At 46.6% G+C, this 24,087-nt stretch carries 23 protein-coding genes; 12 read left to right on the top strand and 11 right to left on the bottom strand.

What is annotated here, in order from left to right; translation table 11 throughout:
- Positions 1 to 136 precede the first annotated feature (136 nt).
- From ACO0KW_RS03715 to ACO0KW_RS03690, 6 genes are all read left to right on the top strand, one after another.
- A complete protein-coding gene (locus tag ACO0KW_RS03715) occupies positions 137 to 757 on the top strand; it encodes a GNAT family N-acetyltransferase (RefSeq protein ID WP_423050763.1) in 621 nt (206 codons plus the stop codon).
- A gap of 280 nt (positions 758 to 1,037) precedes the next feature.
- Positions 1,038 to 1,673, top strand: a complete 636-nt coding sequence (locus ACO0KW_RS03710; protein WP_423050761.1) for an RNA polymerase sigma factor — start codon at positions 1,038 to 1,040, stop codon at positions 1,671 to 1,673.
- Positions 1,670 to 2,389: an anti-sigma factor gene (locus tag ACO0KW_RS03705; RefSeq protein WP_423050759.1), complete on the top strand. Its 720-nt coding sequence runs from the start codon at positions 1,670 to 1,672 to the stop codon at positions 2,387 to 2,389. Before ACO0KW_RS03710 ends, ACO0KW_RS03705 begins: the two co-directional genes overlap by 4 nt.
- A 273-nt stretch (positions 2,390 to 2,662) precedes the next feature.
- Positions 2,663 to 3,601, top strand: coding sequence for a DUF3034 family protein (locus ACO0KW_RS03700; RefSeq protein WP_423050757.1), 939 nt, complete (start codon positions 2,663 to 2,665; stop codon positions 3,599 to 3,601).
- Between the two features lie 50 nt (positions 3,602 to 3,651).
- Positions 3,652 to 4,107: a group I truncated hemoglobin gene (locus ACO0KW_RS03695; RefSeq protein WP_423050755.1), complete on the top strand. Its 456-nt coding sequence runs from the start codon at positions 3,652 to 3,654 to the stop codon at positions 4,105 to 4,107.
- Between the two features lie 142 nt (positions 4,108 to 4,249).
- Positions 4,250 to 4,840, top strand: coding sequence for a sigma-70 family RNA polymerase sigma factor (locus ACO0KW_RS03690; protein ID WP_423050753.1), 591 nt, complete (start codon positions 4,250 to 4,252; stop codon positions 4,838 to 4,840).
- Between the two features lie 34 nt (positions 4,841 to 4,874).
- Here ACO0KW_RS03690 and ACO0KW_RS03685 read toward each other — a convergent pair whose 3' ends face one another.
- The 4 genes from ACO0KW_RS03685 to ACO0KW_RS03670 all read right to left on the bottom strand — a co-directional run bounded on the left by ACO0KW_RS03685 (position 4,875) and on the right by ACO0KW_RS03670 (position 10,101).
- Positions 4,875 to 5,840: a lipid A-modifier LpxR family protein gene (locus ACO0KW_RS03685; protein ID WP_423050751.1), complete on the bottom strand. Its 966-nt coding sequence runs from the start codon at positions 5,838 to 5,840 to the stop codon at positions 4,875 to 4,877.
- A gap of 73 nt (positions 5,841 to 5,913) precedes the next feature.
- Positions 5,914 to 6,717, bottom strand: a complete 804-nt coding sequence (locus tag ACO0KW_RS03680; protein WP_423050749.1) for an alpha/beta hydrolase — start codon at positions 6,715 to 6,717, stop codon at positions 5,914 to 5,916.
- 116 nt (positions 6,718 to 6,833) lie between these two features.
- Positions 6,834 to 9,278, bottom strand: a complete 2,445-nt coding sequence (locus tag ACO0KW_RS03675) for a DNA internalization-related competence protein ComEC/Rec2 (protein WP_423050747.1) — start codon at positions 9,276 to 9,278, stop codon at positions 6,834 to 6,836.
- 4 nt (positions 9,279 to 9,282) lie between these two features.
- The gene (locus tag ACO0KW_RS03670) at positions 9,283 to 10,101 is read right to left on the bottom strand and encodes a TatD family hydrolase (protein WP_423050745.1); all 819 of its coding nucleotides are present in this window, start codon (positions 10,099 to 10,101) and stop codon (positions 9,283 to 9,285) included.
- A 293-nt stretch (positions 10,102 to 10,394) separates the two neighbouring features.
- Between ACO0KW_RS03670 and ACO0KW_RS03665 the strand changes: the two genes are divergently transcribed.
- From ACO0KW_RS03665 to ACO0KW_RS03650, 4 genes are all read left to right on the top strand, one after another.
- A complete protein-coding gene (locus ACO0KW_RS03665; RefSeq protein WP_423051955.1) occupies positions 10,395 to 11,294 on the top strand; it encodes an EamA family transporter in 900 nt (299 codons plus the stop codon).
- A 203-nt stretch (positions 11,295 to 11,497) separates the two neighbouring features.
- The gene (locus ACO0KW_RS03660) at positions 11,498 to 11,779 is read left to right on the top strand and encodes a DUF1272 domain-containing protein (protein ID WP_423050743.1); all 282 of its coding nucleotides are present in this window, start codon (positions 11,498 to 11,500) and stop codon (positions 11,777 to 11,779) included.
- A gap of 72 nt (positions 11,780 to 11,851) precedes the next feature.
- On the top strand, positions 11,852 to 12,802 hold the full coding sequence (locus ACO0KW_RS03655; RefSeq protein ID WP_423050741.1) for a GlxA family transcriptional regulator: 951 nt from the start codon (positions 11,852 to 11,854) through the stop codon (positions 12,800 to 12,802).
- A gap of 48 nt (positions 12,803 to 12,850) precedes the next feature.
- Positions 12,851 to 13,411, top strand: coding sequence for a cysteine hydrolase family protein (locus ACO0KW_RS03650; RefSeq protein WP_423050739.1), 561 nt, complete (start codon positions 12,851 to 12,853; stop codon positions 13,409 to 13,411).
- Between the two features lie 42 nt (positions 13,412 to 13,453).
- On the opposite strand, the gene ACO0KW_RS03645 is transcribed toward ACO0KW_RS03650, so the two are convergent.
- The 5 genes from ACO0KW_RS03645 to ACO0KW_RS03625 all read right to left on the bottom strand — a co-directional run bounded on the left by ACO0KW_RS03645 (position 13,454) and on the right by ACO0KW_RS03625 (position 18,373).
- Complete coding sequence (locus ACO0KW_RS03645; RefSeq protein WP_423050737.1) at positions 13,454 to 14,020, bottom strand: hypothetical protein; 567 nt, start codon at positions 14,018 to 14,020, stop codon at positions 13,454 to 13,456.
- A 62-nt stretch (positions 14,021 to 14,082) separates the two neighbouring features.
- Entirely contained in the window at positions 14,083 to 14,283 is a 201-nt protein-coding gene (locus ACO0KW_RS03640) for a hypothetical protein (protein ID WP_423050735.1), read from the bottom strand.
- A 219-nt stretch (positions 14,284 to 14,502) separates the two neighbouring features.
- The gene (locus ACO0KW_RS03635; RefSeq protein ID WP_423050733.1) at positions 14,503 to 15,615 is read right to left on the bottom strand and encodes a C1 family peptidase; all 1,113 of its coding nucleotides are present in this window, start codon (positions 15,613 to 15,615) and stop codon (positions 14,503 to 14,505) included.
- A gap of 234 nt (positions 15,616 to 15,849) precedes the next feature.
- Positions 15,850 to 17,331, bottom strand: coding sequence for an FAD-binding oxidoreductase (locus ACO0KW_RS03630; protein WP_423050731.1), 1,482 nt, complete (start codon positions 17,329 to 17,331; stop codon positions 15,850 to 15,852).
- Positions 17,324 to 18,373: a DUF1338 domain-containing protein gene (locus ACO0KW_RS03625; RefSeq protein WP_423050729.1), complete on the bottom strand. Its 1,050-nt coding sequence runs from the start codon at positions 18,371 to 18,373 to the stop codon at positions 17,324 to 17,326. The genes ACO0KW_RS03630 and ACO0KW_RS03625 overlap by 8 nt, the downstream gene beginning before the upstream one ends.
- Positions 18,374 to 18,496: 123 nt before the next feature.
- Between ACO0KW_RS03625 and ACO0KW_RS03620 the strand changes: the two genes are divergently transcribed.
- Both ACO0KW_RS03620 and ACO0KW_RS03615 read left to right on the top strand, forming a co-directional pair.
- The gene (locus tag ACO0KW_RS03620) at positions 18,497 to 19,438 is read left to right on the top strand and encodes a LysR substrate-binding domain-containing protein (RefSeq protein ID WP_423050727.1); all 942 of its coding nucleotides are present in this window, start codon (positions 18,497 to 18,499) and stop codon (positions 19,436 to 19,438) included.
- A gap of 86 nt (positions 19,439 to 19,524) precedes the next feature.
- Entirely contained in the window at positions 19,525 to 20,034 is a 510-nt protein-coding gene (locus tag ACO0KW_RS03615; protein ID WP_423050725.1) for a pilin, read from the top strand.
- A gap of 110 nt (positions 20,035 to 20,144) precedes the next feature.
- Here ACO0KW_RS03615 and ACO0KW_RS03610 read toward each other — a convergent pair whose 3' ends face one another.
- Both ACO0KW_RS03610 and ACO0KW_RS03605 read right to left on the bottom strand, forming a co-directional pair.
- A complete protein-coding gene (locus tag ACO0KW_RS03610; protein ID WP_423050723.1) occupies positions 20,145 to 22,370 on the bottom strand; it encodes a TonB-dependent receptor plug domain-containing protein in 2,226 nt (741 codons plus the stop codon).
- 258 nt (positions 22,371 to 22,628) lie between these two features.
- The gene (locus ACO0KW_RS03605) at positions 22,629 to 24,083 is read right to left on the bottom strand and encodes a cobyric acid synthase (RefSeq protein WP_423050721.1); all 1,455 of its coding nucleotides are present in this window, start codon (positions 24,081 to 24,083) and stop codon (positions 22,629 to 22,631) included.
- Positions 24,084 to 24,087 lie beyond the last annotated feature (4 nt).

Below are 24,087 nucleotides of genomic sequence, written 5' to 3'. Positions count from 1 at the left end.
GATAAGATTTTTTGCGCTAGTGGTGAATAGAATTTGATGATAAATTTCATTTATTTGCTTTACTTAAATTGCAATAAAAAACTGAGCAGTTTTACTTTCTACCAAGACTAGTATCAAAAGAAAGATCAAGGATAAGATGAATTACGGTCATGCAAACTCGCATTACACGCATTACACGCATCTGTCGCAGAGACAAGGACAAATCTCGGCAAATCCTTTTGCCGTGCATCCACTGCCTACGTTGAATATCAACGGATATCACTTACGACCAATTCGTGCTGAAGATTTAGTCACTTGGTGCGCCTACCTTACGCGACCTGAAGTGAGTGAGCACTGGAGTTGGCAAGTTCACTCCCCACAAGATTTACAACAGTTTATTCAGGTTCAAGATTGGTCGCAAAACTTGGCACAAATTAAATTTGCCATTGCGGATCACGAAGATCAATTGGTCGGGACGGTAGGGTTTCATACCTACTCCAAACCCAATTTGAGCGCGGAAATCGCCTACGATCTGGCACCAGCTTTTTGGGGGATTGGCATCGCTAGCGACGCGTGCCGTAGTTTGACCAACTGGGCGCATCAAGAAGTGGGCTTGGTGCGTGTACAAGCCTGCGTACTTGACACCAACACACGCTCACTGCAAGTACTACAGCGCTGCCAATTTGAAAGCGAAGGCTTACTCAAAAGTTACAAACAAATCCGTGGGCAGTCGCGTGACTTTTGGATATTAAGCCATATCAAATCAACAAAGCGCTAAATTGAACCGCTTTTGTCCCGGCATGAAATCAACGAGCCAATATAAATTTCGGCAAAATTAAGATGCGAACTTGCCGTTTCACAAATGAATTGATCGGCAGCGAAGGAAGTCAGCAATTAATTTAAACTTTCTTGCATCCGATTCATACTGAGGTTCGTATAAGTATAAGTAGCCCAAATGCAGCACGAAGTGACCCTGAGCACCAAATGACACTGAGCACGCTGTAAACCTGAGCCAGTTTTAAACTTTAAGCATAACTTCCTTCAATAAAGGATATCCCTTGTCAAATGCACACACAACGACTTCGGCCTCTGATCCAGCGTATCTGCATCTATGCTTAGTGGCAGTCGCAAAGCAAGATGCAAGAGCTTTCAGAGATTTATATGAATCTAGCTCCCCCAAGTTATTCAGTTTTATTTTGCGCATACTACAAAATCGCGAGTTAGCCGAAGAAGTCTTACAAGAAAGCTTCGTCAATATCTGGAATAACGCTGCGAATTATCAAAGCAGTTTGGCGTCGCCAATGACGTGGATGACGACCATCGTGCGCAATCGTTCCTTTGATTTATTGCGCAAACTAAATAACGGGCAGCATTTAAACGTCAGCTATGACGCTGACCCATTTGAAAATGAAGTCTGGCAGGCAATGGAAAGTCCCGATGCGACACCCGCACAAGCACTGGAACTCAGCCAAGATGCAGCCTCATTGGCACGCTGCATGACCAAGCTAGAAGGTCTGCACCGGCAAGCGATGAGCCTAGCCTATTTCCACGATTTATCGCATAGCGAGGTGGCGGAACAAATGCAATTGCCGATGGGAACTGTAAAAACTTGGATACGGCGCGGCCTAGAAAAATTGCGCCTTTGTCTTAATACTGGCACCGCGAATGCGGCCAATGTCGGGGCTAAATCATGAATATCCAAAACAACCATCGTTTACAACACAAGCTTGCCGCTGAATACGTACTCGGTACTTTACGTGGTGGAGCAAGACGCCGTTTTCAGACTTGGTTAAATAGCGATCCGCACTTGCAGCAAGTCGTCCGAGAATGGGAGCAACATCTTATGCCTATGATGGAATTTAGCCGTAAACAAGTGCCGCAAGCGCAGGTTTGGCGCAATATCGAACAGAGACTCAAGCTGAGCGCAGCTCGCGGTTCAAACGAATTCTTTAAGTTCCTCGACAGTTTGAATTTTTGGCGTAATTTAAGCTTAATTGCTAGCACCGCTTTGATCTTCGTCGCGATTTTTGTCATGAAACCACAATCACCGATTTTGGCACCGGATTTATATGTTGCTACCCTGTCAGACGATAAGTCGCGGCCAATTGCAGTAATTTCTAGCGACGTACAGCAACATCAGATCATATTGCGTTTTGTCGATCGCCCACAATTAGCAGACGACAAGAGTTTGGAGTTGTGGTCCATCTCAAAAGAAGGAAAGGTTCGCTCCTTGGGCTTAGTCAGTGGCGTTAGTCAGGATAATGTCTTACGCATCACCTTGCCTGCCGATATCACGAGCGAAACACCACAATTGCTGGCGATCAGTCTGGAACCCAAAGGTGGCTCTGGTGATCCTGAAAAACCTAGCGGCCCTATCCTATTTAAAGGAAATTGGTTAAAAACTGCGTAATCCTCCCCAACAAAGCCACCAAAAATCATTGATTTTGGTGGCTTTACTCGCTCACCATCAACGCGGCCAATACATTGACACATCAATCGATCCGCATTTTTGCAGCCTGCACAAAGTTTCATACACAAAAAAATATTTCTGCATTTTTCAAATAATTTTGAATCTGATGTGAATCCGATTGGGTTTTTGCTTCGTATAAGTCAGCAACAGCCAATTCAAATGATCGTAAAGGACTGTAACGACAATGCGTCATTCAAACAATCAGGAGCTACTATGTACCAATTTATTACAGATTACCTCACCAAGCAAAGCACTGGCCGCCTCATTCTGACAGCCAGTCTGGCGCTCAGCACCGCCTCTGCCTCGCATATTGCAAATGCACAAGATTCGCGTATGCCAGACATGGGCAAGTTAACGGCAACTGGCGGCGTCAGTCAGGTCGAAGGTGCCGGCGGCGGTGGGCTCACACCATGGGCATTAATTACCGGCTATGGCACGCGTGATAGTTACGGCGCGAACCTGCATTACACTCAAGCTAACACCCAAGACTATCGTCTGAAAACGTTTGGCGCTGCTGTAGGTATCGCGGATCAAGTTGAGTTTTCGATTGCTCAGCAAGAATTTACCGGCAGCCTAGCACCACTCAACGCACTCAATCTTAAACAAGATATTTTCGGCTTGAAAGTCAAACTCGCGGGTGACGCGGTGTATGACCAAACTGGATGGATGCCACAAATTGCTGCGGGCCTGCAATATAAACGCGATGCCAGCATCGGCGGACTAGGTGCACTCGGCGTGACTAACGTGAAACAACTTGGCGCTAAAGACGATCATGGGATCGACTACTACGTATCTGCCACCAAGATTTATCTAGCACAAAGCTTGTTAGTTAATGGAACTATCCGCATGACCAAGGCAAATCAAATGGGCTTATTGGGTTTTGGTGGTGACAAAAAAGATCAATATCAAGCGCAACTCGAAGGTTCAATCGCCTACTTGATTAATCGCAAACTGGTCATCGGTGCGGAATATCGCATGAAGCCGCGCAATCTGGGTGTCGACAACGAAAAAGATTTTTCCGATGTTTTTGTCGCCTACTTTCCTAGTAAGAATTTCTCCGTCACGGCTGCCTACGTGCAATTAGGTGACATTACCGTCTTTAATCCCACTAAGCAACGCGGCTGGTATTTGTCTATGCAAGCAGGCTTCTAAGCCGCGCAAAGACCAATCCATATCACCATATTTTTTGAAAGTACACAATCATGAAAAACTTCTTTAAAGTACAAACACTTGGTTTCATCGCTGCCGGCTTATTTGCACTGTGCACCAGTATATCCGCCAACGCGCAAGACATGAAAGGCGACGATAGTATTTATCAAGCATTAGGCAAAACTGAAGGCATTAATAAGATCGTTAATGACTTCATTCCGTTAATTCAGGCAGATCCACGTATCAGCAGCTTCTTCACTAAAATCAAAAAAGAAGAATTCGGCGCACTCCTAGTGGCACAATTCTGCGAACTCGCTGGCGGCCCATGTCAGTACAAAGGTAAAGATATGTATGACGCGCATCAGGGTATGCAAATCAGTAATGCTCATTTCAATGCATTAGCAGAAGACTTGCAAATTGCGATGGAAAAAAATGATGTGCCGTCCTCGGTCTCGAATCGCTTGGTAGCAAAGCTAGCGCCAATGCAGCGTCCTATCGTGAGCAAATAAGGTTCAACGCGGACCGTTGAGGCGAATCATGTATTGCCTTTCTGTTTTGATGCCACTACGTAGCAACGCTGCTACGTAGATTGCACTCATCGGCCTATCGTCTTCGTTTCGCCCGATTCAACCATCTCACCAAGGAAGCGGTATGAGCAACAGCCTCGCCCTACATGACGCGCTCAGCAATTTGCGCCCACAATTATTACGATTTACGCGCCAGCGCATCCACGATGAAACAGTCGCGGAAGACGTAGTGCAAGAATCATTGTTAGCAGTGCTGGAAGCGCCGGAGCGCTTTGCAGGAAAATCTTCCTTGTCGACGTATGTAATCGGCATTTTGAAGTTTAAAATTATCGACAATTTTCGTCGCGTCAAACATGCACAGCATTTACATAGCGATACCAGCCTTCATGTTAGTCGCGAAATGGAAATCTCGCCCTCCAGCAACGCTGAGCGTTATGGCATTACTCACAGTAGTTTGTGCGAGGAATTTAATCCACTTTCCGCGCTCGAACAGAAAAGTTTTTTTATGCATCTGGAAATCGCGCTTGAACAATTGCCAGAAAAAAGCGCGCAAGCATTTACTTTGGCTGAATGCTTAGAGATCGATGCAGAGGAAATTTGTACAGAATTGGGCATCAATAAAAATAACTTGATGGTGACAGTGCATCGTGCCCGCCATGCATTGCGTAAAGCGTCTGCGCTACAACATTTTTCACCGGCACCAGCAATTCATTAATTCACCACTGCTGCTAGTGCCTCTTTTAGATTGATCACATCGAATAAATCAACTGCAATTTTGCAAAATTTTGCGCTGCTTTGGCATTGGATAGCTCTTTGATTTCAGTGCCACGACGTAAGACAGAAGCATAAAACCCCCACGCCTCACCCCGATATTGATAACCGAATTCAATTTCGGGCACAACACGCTTAGGGTGCACGGTCAGCACCTGTTCGTTGAAATAACCACCTTGCAAAGTCGCGTTATACACAATCGCTCTCACTTCGGCGCGCACGAATACGAAACTGGCTGATTCATCGCGTACCAAATTTAAACGACCATATCGCCACAGCAGCTCCGCTTTGGCGTCGGTGAAAATATTCCCTGCACGCAGCTTAAAGCGCGAACTAATATCTATCTCAGAATTCATTTGCCAACGAGCAGGTGCGACTTCTACATGAGCGACAACGCCCCACTCTTGCTTAAGTTGCGTGCTCCAAGCTTGCGGTAACGGCTGATTTAAGAGTTGATGTAAATGTGTCTGCGTCCATTCACCTCCAGCGCAAGGCCCTAAGCATCCAATATCAACCCCCAAACGAAAGTCGCTACCATCATTCTGCTGCACTTCACGATAGGCACCAGCGTATAACCAGCCAGCATAGGGATGATCGATTGCATTGAGCTGATACGCCTTAAGCTTAATATCAGACGCGGTGTACAGATCTTGTCCCACATGCCAGCCATAAGTAACCGCGTAATCTCTAGTGCGCAAAGTTTTGTCGACGATTAAATGATTACCGCTAGTGTAAAAACCATCATCTCGTTTGAGCAGTAAGCTATCGTTTTCGACATCCACAGTCAGGTAAGAACGTCCCTGCGTATTCACTCGATCGAACTCAGAGAGCGAAGGAAAGGTCGTCGCGGATGAGGCTGATCTAGTGGATAAGTCTTCTTGTGCCTGCACTTGTAGGCTGGCACAGACAAGAGCCATCGCAGTCGCGCAAATAGGTAATCGCATAGTCAATCCAGAATCAATTCAATTTAAATTAGGTACTATTTTACGCGACTATCGAAGGCAGAAAACTGTCGAGTCAAACTGCCTTATTCAGTAGTTTTTGTATCATGGCATGGCAAGCATGCGCAGTTTTTTCGGGCATTTCCATAGGCAGTAGATGCCCTGCGGGAAGCTGTACAAAATTCTCACCACATAATTTGCGGGTCGCGCCTAAGCCACCTTGTCGGCACTCAATAGACTCGGTGCCGCCGACGAAACCAATTGGCACTTTTAAGCCTTTGCGCGCGATCGTCCCTAAATTCCCTGGCAAGGTCACATAAATTTTACTCTCTACCTCGCGGGTAAATTTCAAGCAGATACCTTCAGGATGCGGCTGCATACCGGCATCGATATAGTCATGCAAGACTTCTGGTGGCCAGATAGCGAATTTTTCTTTTGAAGAAAAATGCGCGAAAGCTTCTTGCGGATCACGCCAGATCATTCTGCGCTTGAGTGAGAATTGTGCTGGTGAATATTTTTCCAGTAAGCCCAATGCGCGAAAAGTTTTCAAAAATCCGGCCCGCCAGCCAGTCACGACCGGTGAGTCTATCATGACGATACAACGCACCAAATCGGGACGTAAACTGGTTGCCATCAAAGACAATATCCCACCTAAAGAATGCCCCAATAAAACGACAGGTTCTTGATACCGCGCTTCTAAAGTGTCGATTAATTCCTGAACCAGATACGGCCAATCGGTTGTCACCGGATAAATTGGATTGTGTCCGTGCATTTCTAAAGCCTGAATCTCGTAGTGCGGCGCGAGTTCTTTAAACATTTGGCGATAGCTTCCCGCGGGGAAACTATTACCGTGGCAAAAATGAACGATGGGTTTAGACATGAAATTCTGAAAAACAGTGAGGTTTAGTCAAACAAAGACTCAATTGCGCAATAGACAGGCAGGCGATACTCAAGATATTCAGACAGAGCGTCTGCACCGGAATGCGCAGAGACCTGTCATGGATACCAATAACGCGCATGATAACCACGATATTCGCTCGCACTGATTGCGCTGCCAAATTGTAATGTGATTGCACCGCTTGTGTCCGTCCTTAGAGGTTTTACTCCAAACTCAATATAGCGCTGCATCACTTCGGCTTTTGGATGGTGATAACGATTCAAATAGCCAACCTGAAACAAGGCTAACTCGGGCTTTACCACCTTTAGAAAAGGCAAAGTTGAGGAGGTTCCACTCCCGTGATGTGGTGCTAATAAGACATTGGCCGCGAGTTTATCCGGAATACTATTCACCAGTTCATCCTCTTGAATCGCCTCAATATCGCCCGCCAATAACAAAGAGTGTGTTTTAGTTGATATTTTTAAAGTGCAACTTAACGCATTGGTCTTCCATTTATCACTGGTGTAAATCACCGGAACCGGATGCAGGATTTCAAACTGCACCCCATCCCATTCCCAGCGCTGACCAGCTTCGCAACGTTGCGATTTTGACGCTGCACTCACGATGGGATGTGTCACCGGCAAGGACGACGACAACTGATCGATTCTCAGGTTTTTCAACAAGCTCAATGCACCACCAGAATGATCGTTGTCGCTATGCGATATCATCATTTGATCGAGGTGCGTAATTCCACGCGCTTGAAAATAGGGCAGCAAAATTCTGGTGCCGCTATTCGCATCCGGTGAAAATCCAGGTCCGGAGTCATACAGCATCCTATGCTCGGCGGTTTCAATCAACACTGCGGCACCTTGTCCTATATCAAATACGGTCACTTGCATCTGATTTTGATCCGGTGCTTGTATCGGCTGAAAAAACAAAGGCAAACAACACCATACACCTAACCAGCGCAAAGGAATACCACGAGGAGCCAACAACATCGCCACACCAACCAGGGCTAAGGCAAACATCCACCAACTTGGCAAAGGTGCCTGCCACACAGCGAGAGAACTATGACTAAGCCATTCCAACAATTGCACCAAATAACTGACACAGGCATGGGCAATCTGCAGACATGGAGTAGCGATTACTGCAGGCAATACACTACCGATGAGCGCCAACGGTGTGACGACAAAACTAATGAGTGGAATGGCAATCGCATTTGCCAACGGACTGATCAAAGAAATCTGTGCGAAAAGTAGTAGCGTCAAGGGCACCAAACCTATCGTTATCGCATATTGAGCCTGCGCCGCTAAGTAGAGCTGCGGGCGAAGACGCTGAAAAATACTTGTCTGGCTATCTTCATCTTGCACCAATACGCCACGTCCCACGCTGACGTATAACAGTACGGCAACTGCCGCAAATGACAACCAAAATCCCGGCCAGAGTACTGCCCACGGATCAATCAACACGACGATTGCCAGCGCAAGACCCAAGACCTGTACGCTATCTGGAGCTCTGTTAGTCCACAGCGCAATTGCCAGCACGATCAACATCCACAATGTCCGTTGCGCCGGTACACCAAAGCCCGCCAGTGCCACGTAAACGACGGCGGCAATCACTCCCGCCAGCACAGCAATCTTTTGCGCAGGAATCAACAAAGGTAATTGCGCGCGAGTGAAAAATGAATGACGCCACAAGAAATGCAACAAGCCGGCAAACAGCCCAGCGATCATCGTGATGTGCAAACCTGAGATCGAAATCAAATGCCCGATTCCAGTGCGATTAAATACCGACCAATCGGCAGGCGCTATATCACGTTGATCGCCAACCACTAAGGCACTCAAGACTCCCGTATAGCGCGCATCAGGTAAAGCTTGAAAGATTCTTTGATGCAGAATATAGCGGGTTCGCTCGATTAGATTATTCATGCTCCACACGAAATCATCGCGTTTCTGATTTGCGCTAGTATCCGACCGTTGCGTACTACGGACGGTGCCGGTTGCACGCAAACCCTGCTCCAACAACCACACCTCGTAATCGAAGCCATAGGGATTTGCATTGCCATGAGGTCGTTTCAAACGCACCTTCAGCTGCCAACGCTGTCCCGGCATTAACACTGGGAGCACACGGATTTTATCGGCGTCTTCATACCACGCTAATGCCAAACGTTGCGGAAATGCATCCGTCACATCATCTGGCAAAAGATATTTTTCGACCTTGAAATTAAACTGCGATCCACGCTCAGATTGTCCTGGTAAGCTATCAATGACGCCGATCACGTCGATATCACGGCCTTCCCATTCGGCTGGTAGTTGATAGCGTAAATGTTGATGCGCGATGACCCCGGCCCAACAAAATCCAAAGCTCGCTGCCAAAATAAAGCGCAGACCTAGGGACCAAATTGCATGGGCATGGCTAAGAAATCGGCTGCGGCGAAAAAATAACAGAGCGCTCACACACAAGAGCACGACAAGACAGATCAGAAAATAATTGAAACTCCACAGTACAGCTTGTTGCTGTAGCAAGGCGATGCCGAGAACTAAACCGAGAATCGCCGTACGCACTAATTTATCTCAAAATGAAGTGTGCACGCATACGCGGCAAGACAGCCAACACGTTTTGACTTGTTTGCTTCGCTGTCTCAAATTGACTCAAGCCACGCAGGCTGGCAAGTTCATGACCGATCTGAACTAATTCCCCTGGCGAATTAATGCCGGGATGACACCAACGCGGCGCAATATCTGGAGCATCAGTTTCAAGCACAATACTCGACAGCGGCAAATCGCTGGCTAAACGCCTTATTTGTAAAGCACGCGTAAATGTCATCGCCCCACCAAATCCCAATTTAAATCCTAAATCAATAAATTGCTGTGCCTGCTGCACACTGCCGTTGAAAGCATGTGCGATTCCGCCTGGAACAACTATTCTGCGCAATTGTTTTAATATTTTATCTTGTGATTTTCGCACATGTAACAATACTGGCAAATCAAAATCGCGTGCGATCTTTAATTGTTCGCTATAAAAATATTCCTGCTTTTCTTTTAATGGTGATTCACACAATGCAGGGACAAAATAATCCAGTCCGATCTCACCCACTGCAACCAAACCCTGACCATGTACAGGATCGACTAATAGACGGGCAATTTCGGCTCGTAAAAAAACCAGATCCTCTTCCTTGGATGTGGCGACATACATGGGATGAATTCCCAGTGCAAAGAAACAGTCGGTTCTTTGTGACGCAAGCTGCGCGACCACCGAGAAATTAGCGCGGTGCACAGCCGGAATCACAATTGCTGACACACCCATGCGCGCAGCTTCTTCCGCCAATGTCAGAGATTGCCCGACAAATTCACTGGCATCGAGGTGACAATGACTATCTATCCACATACTTGATATCTCACGATTCTATCTATAAAAAACGGCAACTGGGAAATCAGCGTCCCCCTAAAGCAAGCGACAATCACATCGCAACTCTAGAGTTTTCAAATTAATTGAATGTAACACGACCATAAAATACGCTGAGGCTTTAATCGCAAGCCTTTCCTCACTTTGCTGCTAGGGTAAGGTGCCCTACCTGACTCTATGATAAGCTTTCTGCGATCACCGTTTGTAAGCAAATCCAAATCCGACTTTAGCATCAAGTCATCACCGATAAAGCAAGCACCATGTCACACAGCCAAATGAAGTCGCATCATGTCATTACCGCCCTGATTGTCATCGTACTGTGGGGCATGAATTTTGTGGTGATAAAAATTGGCTTAAAGGGTATTCCACCACTTTTATTGGCGGCTCTACGGTTTATGTTTGTCGCCTTTCCAGCGATCTTCTTCTTAGCGAGGCCCAAAGTTGAATTGAAATGGCTCATCGCTTATGCCGCGACAATCAGCTTTGGCCAATTCGCTTTTCTGTTCTCAGCCATTGCGGTTGGGATGCCGGCAGGCTTGGCCTCTTTGGTATTGCAAGCACAGGCATTTTTTACGGTTGGTTTATCCGCCCTAGTCTTTGGCGACAAACTAAAAACCAGTAATGTACTCGGGATGTTAATAGCTAGCCTTGGCTTGGTATTGCTCGGTAGTGCTAGCATCAGCGCCAATGCGAGCCAGGTAAGCCTAGCAGGATTTGGATTAACCCTCTGTGCGGCCTTGTCCTGGGCTTGCGGTAATGTCGTCAGTAAGAAAATCGGCTCAGTCGATATGCTCAGCTTGGTTGCTTGGAGTGCTTTACTGCCTATCATTCCCTTTGTCGCTTTGTCGTGCATGCTGGATGGGGCGACTGTCGTCTGGCATAGTCTTACACACATTAGTATGAGCGCGGTACTGGCGATTTTATATTTATCGGGCGCTGCCAGCTTAATCGGTTATACCTTATGGGGAAAACTGCTGGCTGCACTCCCCACCCATGTGGTAGCACCACTCACGTTATTAGTGCCTGTAGTCGGATTATCCTCAGCTTGGCTACTTTTAGATGAATCTTTAAACGCCGTCCAAATTGTCGGCGCGCTGGTCGTGATGTCGGGCTTGATCTTCAATGTCTTCGGCCAACGCTGGATGGACGCGATCCGTCGCAAAATGTCAGTGTAAGGTGTACTACGATGCCAAACACAACGTTAGCACTATTGCTGTTGTTGCCGCTGTCGCTGCCTAGCACAAAAAATGTCCTGATTTGACCGAATCTGGTCATTCCAAAGTCTTTTCACTTTCTGGCAGCATGGTAAGCTTGCGTCTATCCTGACATCGTATAGGGCTCAAGCCACTTATGATTTCCTCAACTCTGAGAGGTATCCATGCTAGAACTACGCCCCAATTGTGAACACTGCGATAAAGACTTAGCGCCCAATGCTGAAGACGCCATGATCTGTTCATTCGAATGTACATTTTGTCTCGATTGCGTCAAGAACGTGCTGCAATCAGTCTGTCCCAATTGCGCAGGAGGTTTCACGCAGCGACCAATTCGACCTGAAAGACATGGAAGAAACGAGAATGACCTAGTTCACTATCCCGCTAGTACAACACGTCACTTTCGACCTGTCGATGTTGCAAAGCATCTAGACCTCCTCGCAATATAAAATTCTGCTGAGGTTTAACGCTTCCAAAAACTTTCAATCCTTCCAGCGCATTACCACTGCAAGAGTTTTCACATGAAAACACAAACCGTCTATTTTTTATTACTGCCAGATACACTACTAATCGATTTGGCTGGCCCGGCAGATGCCTTTTTATTTGCAAATCGTCGGCTAGGAAAAACACATTTTGTATTGCACTACATCAGTCCAACCTCCAGTATTAACAGTTCGATCGGTTTGTCACTCAGCAACTTATCCGCACTGCCGGAGCATATAGAATCCGATGCTTTGGTGATGATCCCTGGCACGCTGTGCGATCAATTTGATGCGGATACACCCTCGACACTTGAGACGATACGATGGCTAAAAGAAACTATTAACAGTCAACGTATCGCCTGTGTTTGTGCCGGTGCGTTGTTAGCCGCACATGCTGGACTCTTAAGAAATAAAAGTGCAACCACACATCATAGCCATTGCCTTGATCTAGCGAAAATTGATTCCAGCATACGCGTTGAAGATAATAGAATTTTCGTGGAAGACGGTCAAATCTTGACCAGCGCCGGTGTAACAGCAGGCATCGATTTAAGCTTGCATTTAATCGCCCAATTATGCTCGCCACAAATCGCCATGGAGGTAGCACGCGCCATGGTGATCTATCTTCGTCGCAGCGGAAATGATGTACAGTTGTCGCCATGGTTGCAACATCGAAACCATTTGCACCCAACCGTACACCGCATTCAAGATCTGATCAGCAAAAATCCTGCGCATCCGTGGAATTTAGAGGAACTGGCGGCGCACGCTTGTACCAGCACCCGTCATCTGACACGTCTGTTTAAGTTGCATACGAATACGTCCATACTCGATTATTTGACGGGCTTGCGCTTGAGTCTGGCCGATCAATTTTTACGCCAAACGAACTGGTCGATAGAGCGTATCGCAGAAGCCGCTGGCTTTGGTTCTAGCCGCCAATTTCGACGCCTCTGGCAAGCCACTTACAACATCTCGCCTTCTCATTATCAAAATTAACTGAAACGCGAGCTGTACTTCCTCCCCACATCAATAAAGTTATCTGCCATGCATACAAAACATACCGCCCTTCTACTAGTCGATGTTCAACAGGCTTTCGATAACCCCTCATGGGGGGCGCGAAATAACCCCGAGGCCGAACGGAACATTGCCAGCCTGCTAGCGCATTGGCGCGCACAGCAAATGCCAATCATACATATACGCCATTTTTCGGTGCATGCTGATTCCACCTTGCATCCAAGTCAGCCAGGAGTTGCCTATAAATCAGAAGCCTCGCCTGCCGCGGGCGAGAAAGAATTAACCAAATCCGTGAACAGCGCGTTTATCGGCACGGGCTTGGAAGGTTATTTACATCAACAGCAAATTGAGTGCTTAGTGATTGTTGGCATCAGCACCGATCACTGCGTTTCAACCACGACCCGCATGGCGGGAAATTTAGGTTTTACGACCTACTTGGTCAGCGACGCCTGCGCCACATTTGATCGGCGACGCGCGGATGGCAAGTTATTTTTAGCAGAAGATATTCATCAAATACATCTCTGCAGCTTGGATGGAGAATTCTGCACCGTGCGTACCACCGCCGAAATTCTCCGCACTGAATTTGCTTAAATTCAAACCTTAGGCGATTGAAGTACGCTCACCTAGTTTTAATCACGCAGCTTTGTGATCTTCCGGCGTAAAACCCCACTGCGGACTCAGGAGCGTTGCCAGTACCGAGACAATGGCAATCGCGATTGAGATCCATAAAGCGATGGTGTTATCATTCAAGCGATGTGGGTAAATTTTTACTACTGCGCCTAAGCCAATCAGATTGCCACCAGCGATCAACACGGCGGTCGCATAATCGTGAAAGCGGCGCGCTTTATTCGCATCTATCGACCATTTTTGATGCGTGTTATAGCTAGGTAAAATATCGTGTGCATTATCGAGCTGCTCTAGCGCCGACAAAAATCGCCGTAGATTAGTAATCGCCCGCTCGGCCTTGTAGTTGAGAAAAACCAGACTCAAAGACGCGACCGGGAAACCCAACATCAGCCACTCGATTGGCGCTTCTGTTTTCCCATCAGCCGACTTCAATGCCACCAAGGCTGCCAATAAACTGACGACCAGACTCACATACAAAGCCAATGCCTGTTGACGCTGACTAATACGAGCGTTGACCTCGTTATAGGCAGCGATAAACCGATAATTCGCATCGACTATCAAGTTCTTTGACATATTTTCTACCTAAAAAAAAGAGCACCAAAATTCTGGTGCTCTTAGTGTACTTTTCTATCGCCTTACTTTGCAACTTGTGATTTGCAGCTAAAGCTATTGGTTGTTACTTTGTCGACATTTCCTTGTCCACATGTCGCAATGGCCTGCTGCGACATAATCGCAATCTGCTTACCGCTTTCCATATTGCTCTCGCTCACGGAAATACATGCACTTAAACTGCATACTGCCAACAAGATAGTCAGCGTGGAAATGATTTTTTTCATGTTAATAATTCCTAAAAGATTAATGAAGTGAATGTTTGCCAAGGTCCAGCATGACCAACATTGTGCTCGCTCTGCATACTATAAGACTGTTGCGGGATCAGCAAGTCCAATTCGAGCCTGACTCAAATCTAATGTAAATTCAGAAGTTCGCATCTTTACCCACAATGTGCACGCCGAGTACTTGGTTGACACTCACCCTTGTTACCATTCTCATTAAATTTACTTAATTCCAACCTTACTACGAATATCTGCTGGAATAGCATCTTTATGTACCATGAAGTAAATCGTCTTCATGCGAATATAGTTCTTACTCATGTGCAGGTGACCACTAAAGGGACCGCTACTCGTGCCGTAACTGTTCTTAGTCAAGAAGAATTGATTACCTTTTTCATCCTTACTCAATCCCACGATATGCATACTGTGATCATCGGTACTACGCCAGTCATCAAAAGCATCTTGTCGATTCGCCTGCGTAATTTCTTTAGCCTCATCATCCAGTACAGCGTAGCCCTCTTTCACGTTAAAGCCTTTTTCGCTGGTGTCGCCACCCCAGGAAATCGTATAGCCCTTGCTCAAGGCATTCGTCATGATTCTTTCCATGTCATCCAAAGGCACGTTCACATAACGGCTATCATGCGACCAGTTGTCGGGGATCTCTAAGCGCATACGTTGATAGAAAGGATGGTGGCTAAAGCTGGTAATTTCTACATAGTCATCCGGATTCAGTTTCAATACCTGATCACGGAAAGTCTGTGGTGTATAAAGCTTACCTTCAAACATAAAGTTAGCTGGTGGCGTGCCAATATAGGCATCTAAAATTCCGTCAAACGCCGGACGCCATGACTTGCTTGGGCGACCAATCTTAATCACTGCATCTAAGAAAGATTTCGTAACGGCGGCCAATTCCGCGTGATCTAAGTTCGTTTCGCCCTCCTTCAGGCCGGTGTAATTAACTTTCGGCACCGCACCATAGCGCCGGAGCATGTCCATGGCATCGTGATTATTACCACCTTCCCAGAAGTTCGCGCGGCCTTGCGCCCGTACATAGGAATCCGCTTTGAGAGGATAGGCATAACGCACACCAAACACTTCTGACAACTCTAACAATTTGCCCCCTTGACGCGCGACTTCACTTTCCATAAAAGAGGCAGTCGCGAAGTTCCAGCACGTATTGGTGTACGCTTGATTCTTGGCAGCGGTGCGCTGTGCTTCATTGGTAATCGTGAAATTTTTTTTCGCTGCCCCCTGAGTATTCGTGGTCGCTTGCTGTGCGTTGCCCACGAGTGGCGTTAATAGGAGTGCGGAGCTTAAGGCGATGGTCGCTAGTGTCATGTCTATCCTTCTTAGTTTGTGCTGTATAAATTCAATGCAAATAGAACGCTAATTCAAATAAAGAAATTAAATAAAAATCGGCATCATAGCTGCTATGAGCCGGTACGGACAGCGGAAGTTCCAGAAAACTGAATTGATAGAAAGCGGACTAATTCGGGACACGCAAAAAAGGCCATGAAAAACTCATGGCCTTTTTTGATTTTTAGCGATAATTTTAGAATCTGAATCACAAGCTCATGTGCAACCAAACCACGTAAGCCCAGACAATCTTTTGGGGTCGACTAACAATTGAATCTTACCCGCCAGATGCTTAGCAACGTCACTGGTATAACGTTGATAATAGTCTTGGTTGTAAGGTCCAACACCGTGCTCGGCACTGAAACTACCTTGATAGCTATACACAACCAGATCATAGATCTGTTCGCGAAGTTGTTGAACGAGTTTGGTATCAAATGTGTTTGCTGCGTCCGCTGGCCACACCAAGTTAAAATGACATCCACCATCAGCCCAATGTCCAAAATCCATACACTTCACCCAGGGATAATTGGCTTGAATGACGGCACACGCTTCCGCTCTAAATTCCACTATTGCTGAGCGTGGCATAGAAATATCAAAGGCGATGATTGTTCCCTCATACCGCAATGCTTCACTAATGGAATGTCGGATACGCCACAAATCTTTACCCCTTCCGATCACGGCATTATGTACTTCGTAATCCAATAGCGGCTCCAACATACGCATCAATAGCGCATCTAAAACAATCCCGGAAGTGTCTTGGCTGGCGCTACTACTTAATTCCAGCAAGATACAATAATCAGGGCAAACTTCTGGTGCAAATGGATTTTGTATATCTGGAATATGGCGCATAACGGCTTGCAGAGCAGCGCCAGATATCCCCTCAAAAGCCGATAAAAATTCACCGCAATCACGCTCAAAGATGCGTAAGATTTCTAATACTGCGGCCTGATCGCGCGGCACGATTAAGGCAGTCGCAGTTTGCCTGGGCAAATGATGTAACTGCAACACCGCACGCGTGATAATGCCGAATGCACCACTACTACCAACAAATAATTGTTTAAGATCGGGTCCCGTATTATTTTTGCGCAGCGCTGTTTGCAAATCGAGTACCGCGCCCGCAGGATCTAGCAATACCGCCCTTAAGCCCAAGAGATTTTGGCGCACGTCGCCATATCTGATCAGTTTAGCGCCACCGGTATTCGTGGCAATCATGCCGCCAATCGAGGGATTGGCGGCCAAGTCGATAGGAAAAAAGAGACCATGGGGCAGCAATGCTTCGTTCAGTTCTTGTAGGCACACCCCAGCATCGACTTCCACCGAACGATTAATCACATCAATCACGAGATGTTGCTTTAATCGTTCAAGACTCACCACGAAAATGCTGGCACTAGCATCTGGCGTACTTGCGGCGACTAATCCGGTATTGGCACCTTGCATCAGCAATGGCTGCTGAAACGTGACGCACAAGCGCACAAGTTCCTCCACCTGCGCATGCGAATTTGGCCGCAACACGGCAACGGCCTTTCCTTCCCCATATCGTGCGCCTTTGCAATACCTTTCACATTCACTAGGATCCAGTAAAACGCCACGTTCACCAAGCAAGACTTGCAATGCCGTTAGCAACTCCGCTTGTGTTTGTGTATCGACAAAGGGAGCGGCTATCATCACCTCGATATCGTTAGAATTAATCTCACGCATTTGCAGTCATCTTAAAGATCGCCTGTGCATTGCTGGTATCAAAACCTAAGTCCAAACGCGGCTTGTTATTTTGTTGGTTGTTTTGGTAGTTTTCGCCATTCATGCCCTCTGCGATCACATCACGGGTAATGAATTCATAAAACGATCCGGGCACTTGTCGCTCGATCAAAAAACCATCGGCATTGATCATCTGACGCGTCACCATATCGGCTTTGAAAGCAGTTTGCTTCACACGTCCAGAAGCTGACACTTCCACTTCTGCTTTGATTGGACGACCTAAGCGCTTTTGCTCCTCGTTGACTGCAAACACATCAACAACGCGATCGGTCGCGTGATTAAATGCATTCCCTTCGGTGGCAATCCACGCCATTTCTGCCGACTCCGCCAGCAATATTTCGTAGTCATTTTCCGAAAAAATACCATGTTGACGCTCAAAACAGTCTCTGAGATTAGCCAACAGAATTTGTGCCTGAACCAAACTCAATCGACCATCACGTTCCAGTTCATGCAACATGCTGAGCGCTGCTGGACTTAAAGGATCTGTTGAATCGGCTAAGACGCGCGTCACCGCATCTTGAAATGCCGGGCTAAATCGTTCTGGATGTAATTCGCTCACGAAGAATTGAGAAATATTCTCGGGATCGTCGACCTGCACATAAGAACGCCCTGTCATTTTCAGGCGATCCAAAGGAAATACGCCATTTAAACGATATCCCAAGGGCTTCAAGATACGGGTGATCGCAGCCTCCCCGGGCGGCAACGCACCTAATCCCAACCAACGCACAGTACGTAATGCACCATGATCTAACATCACTTTCGCACCGCGGCCGACGACCTCTTGCGTATAAGCACGGCCTATTGGGACCCGCTCCAAAATTCCCGCAAATAGCAGCATGTTTAATGCCTGCGCCAATTCAGCGCGAGTAATCACACCCTCTTCCCACATACGAAATTGGGGCGATATATGCATCAAATTCACTAAGTCTTGATACTGCACATCTCCCAATACATGCATCAACAAGGCTTTAATATTGTGATTCATCTTTCAGTTGCCTTCGATAAAATTGATTTGAAGTCGACACGACATTTCACTATCGTAATCAATTTGGCGCAATGGGACAAAGGAGTTAAAATCAAGACTTAGTGAATAAATGGAATACATACCATGCGCCGCAAAGTCCCAAGCCTGAATGCCCTATTGGTATTTGAAGCCGCCGCCCGTTTGCAAAGCTTCACCCAAGCAGCTGACGAATTGGCACTGACACAAAGTGCAGTGTGCAAACAAATCGCCAACTTGGAAGATTGGCTAGGACTTGCCTTGTTTGCGCGCGTCAAAAAACGGGTGCAATTGAGTAGTGCCGGACGCGACTATGCAGAAAAAATCCGCCGCCACTTAGATAGGATAGAGCGCGACACTTTAGAATTAATGGCACACAAAGAAGGTGCAGGCGTGTTGGAATTGGCGGTCATTCCTACTTTTGCCACACATTGGTTGATTCCTCGCCTGGCCGAATTTCAACGCCTGCGACCTGATATCACCGTAAATTTAAGCACCAAGACTAGTGCTTTTTTGTTTCCTGACACTTTATTTCACGCTGCGATTCATTCAGGGACGACTTTATGGCCAGGTACCAGTGGCGACTATCTGATGGCAGAAGATCCCGCGGTTCCGGTCTGCAGTCCGGCTTTATTACAACGTCATATAGGACGCAAAAAGCATGCAGCGATCCAAGATGTCGCGAACATGCCCTTACTGCATCTGAATACACGCCTAGAAGATTGGCGACGTTGGTTTGAATTGCATCAACATAGCAACGATGTAAATGCAGTCAACGGCGCACGCTACGAATTATTTACGATGTTAATAGAAGCTGCAATTGCCGGACTCGGGACCGCGTTGATTCCGCGTTACATGATACAAGCGCAGTTGGATAGTGGAAAACTAGTCGTTCCTTCGAACCTGAGTTTACCTGAGCAAACTGGCTATTATCTGGTTTATCCGGAAGAAAATGCCGCGTTACCAACCTTACAGGCATTTCGAGAATGGCTATTAAGTCAAACCAGTCAAACCAATCCAAACAATGAGACCAAACGGAAACCACCTTAATTTCTCAACTCCACGTAATTACTTGTTAGAATAATCCTGTTTAATTTTTAGATAATCGAATTACCATTTTTAGCGATGACATTGCCATGAAAATAGCCACCAAAAAAGTTCTCGGTTTCTCATTAATGGAGGCCATGGTTGCGGTCGCCATCATCGCCATTCTGGCGGCGATGGCCTTGCCCTCTTATCTCTTCAAAATCATCCGCGAACAAATTGAATCATCGATTCCTATTATCGAAATTGCCAAAACACCGATTGCGATTTCGTGGAAAACCGAACAGACTTTCCCTCTCGATAATAATGCCGCAGGCTTACCTCCAGGAGAGAAAATCGTTGGAAATTTTGTCAAAAGTGTGACGATAGAAAATGGTGCGATCCATTTAAAATTTGGTAACCGCGCAAATAAAGCATTGCAAGACAAAACGCTCACCTTCCGCCCTGCTGTAGTCGAAGATGCGCCAATTGTGCCTGTAACCTGGGTTTGTGCGAACGCAGGTGCCCCGGAAAAAATGGTTTTAAAAGGCGTAGACAGAACAGATGTCGACCCGCAAAATTTACCCTTAATGTGCCGTCCACGCGACAAACCAAAACCATAACTAATTGCTTCATCATAAGCTAAAAGAATAAGGGCGCTGCAACCAAAAAAAGTTGCAGCGCCCTTTCAGTTTTCAATCTTGATCTAGTTCAACCAATCAACAAAATCTGCTTAAAATTTGTGTTCGAAATTGACCCGCAATGCCAAGTGTGTTTGTGAAGTATTCGTACGAACCAAAGATCCTGTGGCATCTGCATAAGTACTGGAGGACACGTTATCCTGATGCAGCGCATTACCCAAAGCCACACGTAAATTTGTTTGGTTAGTAAACTTCCACAGTGCATAGACATCTAACACACGCTTAGGAATACCATAGGTACTTTGATTTACGGAAACGCGCACTGGACCGGCATTTTGAAAACTGAGATTACCACCCAGCGTCAATGGTACATCGTCGAGTTTGTAGTCAACACCAAAATTCGCACTCACTGGGGTCTGTGAATCTAAGCGATTGTTCGGTCCAGGAACTGAATTGACCGAGGAAGAATTAAAAGCCAGATTGGCACGAAAATCCACCGCAGGAGCATCCGCCATCACACTACGTAAAGGTAATTTAGCATCAAACTCCACACCGCGCGTTGTCGCTAAGCCGTCATTCGTCGGCATTGCCACCCAACGGCCATCGTTCACGATTGAAGTGCGTGTAAAATCTTCAATTCTGCGCAAGAAAAAGTTCACGCTCAGAATCCCACCATCGGTCAGATAATGTTCAAAACCAGCATCTAATCCCCACGCCAATTCCGGCTTGAGATTAGGATTACCCATATTGTCAGGGCTAGTCGCACTATTATTCGTCGACAAGAAGCGACGTGGAATCAAGCGGCCAGTATCCGGTGCTTTGTAGGTGCGAGTCAGGCCAACACGTACTTGATCATTTTTGCTGCCAGGAATTTTGTATAGCGTCTGCAAAATCGGACTTAACACACTCGAGCGATTTTTGATTTCAGAATAAGTATTACCCTGACTGCTGGTGTCGATACCTTCCCAACGTACGCCGGCATAAATCGACAAAGCTTTGCTGTAATTCCATTCATCTTGCACAAATAAAGCGAGGCGATTGACATCGGCAGAATAAGCTTCATCGGTATTAAACGGCGTAATTGGACCATTGCCAGCAATCACATCACGGCGCGTATTGCTATCGCTACGTTTGCTAAATCCGCCATCCCACCCAGCGGCTAAAGCGTGATCTTCCACGAATGGTGCAGTGTACTTACCGCCGTAAGTAAAACCATTATCTGTACTATCCGACAGGTAACTCCGTGCTAAAGTTTGCGATACACCCTGCGCATTCGAAATATTTTCGCCGTCGCGTTGATTGTAATTAGCACCAAAACGCACATCGAGTTTAGCGCTGTCTGCCAACTTGTGAACGTAATTCAAATTGGTTCGGATCGATGTACTGTTTGAGGTATTACTAGAATTTTCATTCAAAAACAGAGGTTTTTCACCGATCGATGTCGTTGTAACTTGTTGATTATGGTTGGTAAAACGATTGGCATTCACAAAACTTTGAGAAGTCAACATATCGCCATTTTCGAGCAACCAGTTGATCCGTGGTGAAATGCCAATTGACTCGAACTTACCTTCGCTCTCAGTCGTCGATGCGCGCGACAATGTGACCAGACCTTTGTTATCAGTAAATACTTCTGTACTGGAATCAGGGCGACCAAATTCGCCAGACATCAAATTTCCAGAAACTGAATAAGATAACTTACCAACCTTATCAGACAACTGCAAACTGGCATTCACGCCGTATTTACCATTTTCTTCACTCATGCCCAATTTCAATTCGCGCTGCGCCGTCACAATCGCTTTTTTCAAGACGATATTGATCGCACCCGCAATAGATTGCGTACTCAATTCGGCCGTCGCTGCACGAATTACTTCGATGCGTTCGATATTGTCTGGCGATAAAGAATCAAGTGAGAATCCCGGGGGGCTTGGTTCGCCATTCAACATAATCTGCGTGTAACCAGCACCAAGACCACGCATACGAATCGCGCCGCCACGTCCTTGTACTCCACCGATCGTTACACCAGGCAAACGCTTCAACACATCGCCAATATTAGTGTCACCATAGCGAACGATATCTTCCTGAGTCACCACGATTTTGCTGGCGGTATCTTGACGTCGCTCGTCATAACCTTTGGCACCACTAACTTGTACTTTTTGCACAGCTGGTGCCGGCGTTTGCGCATTTGCGGGGGCTGTTTGTTTTGGTTTCGTTTTATCGGTTTCTTCTTGTGCTTGTTGTGCTGAAGCCGATGTGCTGTATGCCAACAAGACTGACAAAGGAATTAAGGCTAAACGAAATTGCGATGGAACTGAAAACATAGTATGACCAATAGTGATTAAAAGATGTAGCTTCGACTTAGGCTAGTTCAATAAAGTTCAGCAAAATACCCAAAAGGAAACACTTTGATACAAAAGCTGCTGAGAGTGAAACATGGGGAGATCAGAGGAAACTTAGGCGCCGGAACACAGACAAGCGATTGTCCGGCGCGCATTATACCTCGCAATGGAAAATCGCTTGAGGTCATGGAATTGTCAGGGCAAGGCGGCGACAAAAGCCTACCGATGCCTATTGAAATACTACAAATTTTGCAAGGCCTTCAGCAACGGCAAGCAAGCATCGGCTACCCGATTGATGCTCTGTTCACGTAATGCATTCAAATCCACCTTAACATCACTTTGCAAACCAGCCCACCGCAGCAAGGCCTGACAGGCTTCCGGATGATCAAATAAACCATGAAGATAGGTACCCAAAATCTGATCATCAGGTGAACGACTTCCCTCGTCTTCCTTTGCGGCGCCATTGATCAACACAAAGGCGGGCAAAGTGTCATTGCTCGCATAGGTAATTCCCATGTGGATTTCATAGCCTTCGACTTTGGCCGTCTGGTCATCACCAAAAACGCAGGTTCCCTGTACCTGTTGCAGGCGTTTTTCTTGGGTGAGTTCCGTTGTAATGTCTAGTAGACCCAAACCGTCGGAGTCCCCTGCGCGACCTTCTACGCCATGCGGGTCACTCACCACTTGTCCCAACATTTGATAACCACCACAAATGCCGATCACCTTGCCACCGTACCGCAAATGTTTTTCCAAAACTTGCTGCCAGCCACGTTGCTGCAAAAATGCCAAGTCATCGCGGGTATTTTTACTGCCGGGAAGAATAATCAAATCCGCTGCAGGAATCGGATGATCAGGTCCAATGAATTGCAGATCAACATCAGGATGTGCACGTAAAGCGTCGAAATCTGTGTGATTCGCGATACGCGGAATCGCGGGGACGATGATGCGGAACTTACCCGTCGTGTTTTGTTTCACTTGAATCGCATCTTCTGCATCTAACATTAAGCCATGTAAATAAGGGAGAACTGCCAACACTGGTTTGCCGGTCTTTTCTTCCAGCCAATCCAAGCCAGGTTCAAGCAAACTAATATCGCCACGAAAACGATTAATCACGAACCCTAGAATACGTGCACGTTCAGTTTCAGATAAGCATTCCAACGTACCGATGAAATGGGCAAATACACCACCGCGATCAATATCTGCTACTAGAATCACCGGACAATCAACTGCTTCGGCAAAACCCATATTAGCAATATCACGTGCTCGCAAATTAACCTCAGCAGGACTTCCGGCACCTTCCACGATAATTGCATCGTATTGCTGCTGCAGACGTGCATACGACTCGAGTACAGCCGACATAGCAACAGTTTTATATTGATCATAATCACGCGCATCCATGTCAGCTCTGACCTTACCGTGCACAATAATTTGCGCACCGGTATCGGACGATGGTTTGATCAATACGGGATTCATATCGGTATGCGGCACCAAACCTGCTGCTTGCGCTTGCAAGGCTTGCGCTCGACCAATTTCACCACCATCTGAAGTGACTGCGCTATTTAAAGCCATGTTTTGCGGCTTCATCGGTACGACACGCACCGCCTCGCGTTGCAATAGCCGACATAGCGCAGCAACGACTGTCGTTTTACCGGCATCGGAAGTGGTCCCTTGCACCATCAAAGTTTGAATTTTCATAGGC

This window comes from Undibacterium sp. Ji22W (assembly GCF_049340305.1).
Taxonomy (GTDB): Bacteria; Pseudomonadota; Gammaproteobacteria; order Burkholderiales; family Burkholderiaceae_D; genus Undibacterium.
Note: the sequence above shows the minus strand (reverse complement) of the source record. Positions and strands in the feature narration are given on the sequence as shown.

Coding starts and splice junctions, on each gene's coding strand:
- ACO0KW_RS03715 (WP_423050763.1), top strand. CDS start 137: ATGAATTACGGTCATGCAAACTCGCATTACACGCATTACACGCATCTG.
- ACO0KW_RS03705 (WP_423050759.1), top strand. CDS start 1,670: ATGAATATCCAAAACAACCATCGTTTACAACACAAGCTTGCCGCTGAA.
- ACO0KW_RS03700 (WP_423050757.1), top strand. CDS start 2,663: ATGTACCAATTTATTACAGATTACCTCACCAAGCAAAGCACTGGCCGC.
- ACO0KW_RS03695 (WP_423050755.1), top strand. CDS start 3,652: ATGAAAAACTTCTTTAAAGTACAAACACTTGGTTTCATCGCTGCCGGC.
- ACO0KW_RS03690 (WP_423050753.1), top strand. CDS start 4,250: ATGAGCAACAGCCTCGCCCTACATGACGCGCTCAGCAATTTGCGCCCA.
- ACO0KW_RS03685 (WP_423050751.1), bottom strand. CDS start 5,840: ATGCGATTACCTATTTGCGCGACTGCGATGGCTCTTGTCTGTGCCAGC.
- ACO0KW_RS03680 (WP_423050749.1), bottom strand. CDS start 6,717: ATGTCTAAACCCATCGTTCATTTTTGCCACGGTAATAGTTTCCCCGCG.
- ACO0KW_RS03670 (WP_423050745.1), bottom strand. CDS start 10,101: ATGTGGATAGATAGTCATTGTCACCTCGATGCCAGTGAATTTGTCGGG.
- ACO0KW_RS03665 (WP_423051955.1), top strand. CDS start 10,395: ATGAAGTCGCATCATGTCATTACCGCCCTGATTGTCATCGTACTGTGG.
- ACO0KW_RS03660 (WP_423050743.1), top strand. CDS start 11,498: ATGCTAGAACTACGCCCCAATTGTGAACACTGCGATAAAGACTTAGCG.
- ACO0KW_RS03655 (WP_423050741.1), top strand. CDS start 11,852: ATGAAAACACAAACCGTCTATTTTTTATTACTGCCAGATACACTACTA.
- ACO0KW_RS03650 (WP_423050739.1), top strand. CDS start 12,851: ATGCATACAAAACATACCGCCCTTCTACTAGTCGATGTTCAACAGGCT.
- ACO0KW_RS03645 (WP_423050737.1), bottom strand. CDS start 14,020: ATGTCAAAGAACTTGATAGTCGATGCGAATTATCGGTTTATCGCTGCC.
- ACO0KW_RS03640 (WP_423050735.1), bottom strand. CDS start 14,283: ATGAAAAAAATCATTTCCACGCTGACTATCTTGTTGGCAGTATGCAGT.
- ACO0KW_RS03635 (WP_423050733.1), bottom strand. CDS start 15,615: ATGACACTAGCGACCATCGCCTTAAGCTCCGCACTCCTATTAACGCCA.
- ACO0KW_RS03630 (WP_423050731.1), bottom strand. CDS start 17,331: ATGCGTGAGATTAATTCTAACGATATCGAGGTGATGATAGCCGCTCCC.
- ACO0KW_RS03625 (WP_423050729.1), bottom strand. CDS start 18,373: ATGAATCACAATATTAAAGCCTTGTTGATGCATGTATTGGGAGATGTG.
- ACO0KW_RS03620 (WP_423050727.1), top strand. CDS start 18,497: ATGCGCCGCAAAGTCCCAAGCCTGAATGCCCTATTGGTATTTGAAGCC.
- ACO0KW_RS03615 (WP_423050725.1), top strand. CDS start 19,525: ATGAAAATAGCCACCAAAAAAGTTCTCGGTTTCTCATTAATGGAGGCC.
- ACO0KW_RS03610 (WP_423050723.1), bottom strand. CDS start 22,370: ATGTTTTCAGTTCCATCGCAATTTCGTTTAGCCTTAATTCCTTTGTCA.
- ACO0KW_RS03605 (WP_423050721.1), bottom strand. CDS start 24,083: ATGAAAATTCAAACTTTGATGGTGCAAGGGACCACTTCCGATGCCGGT.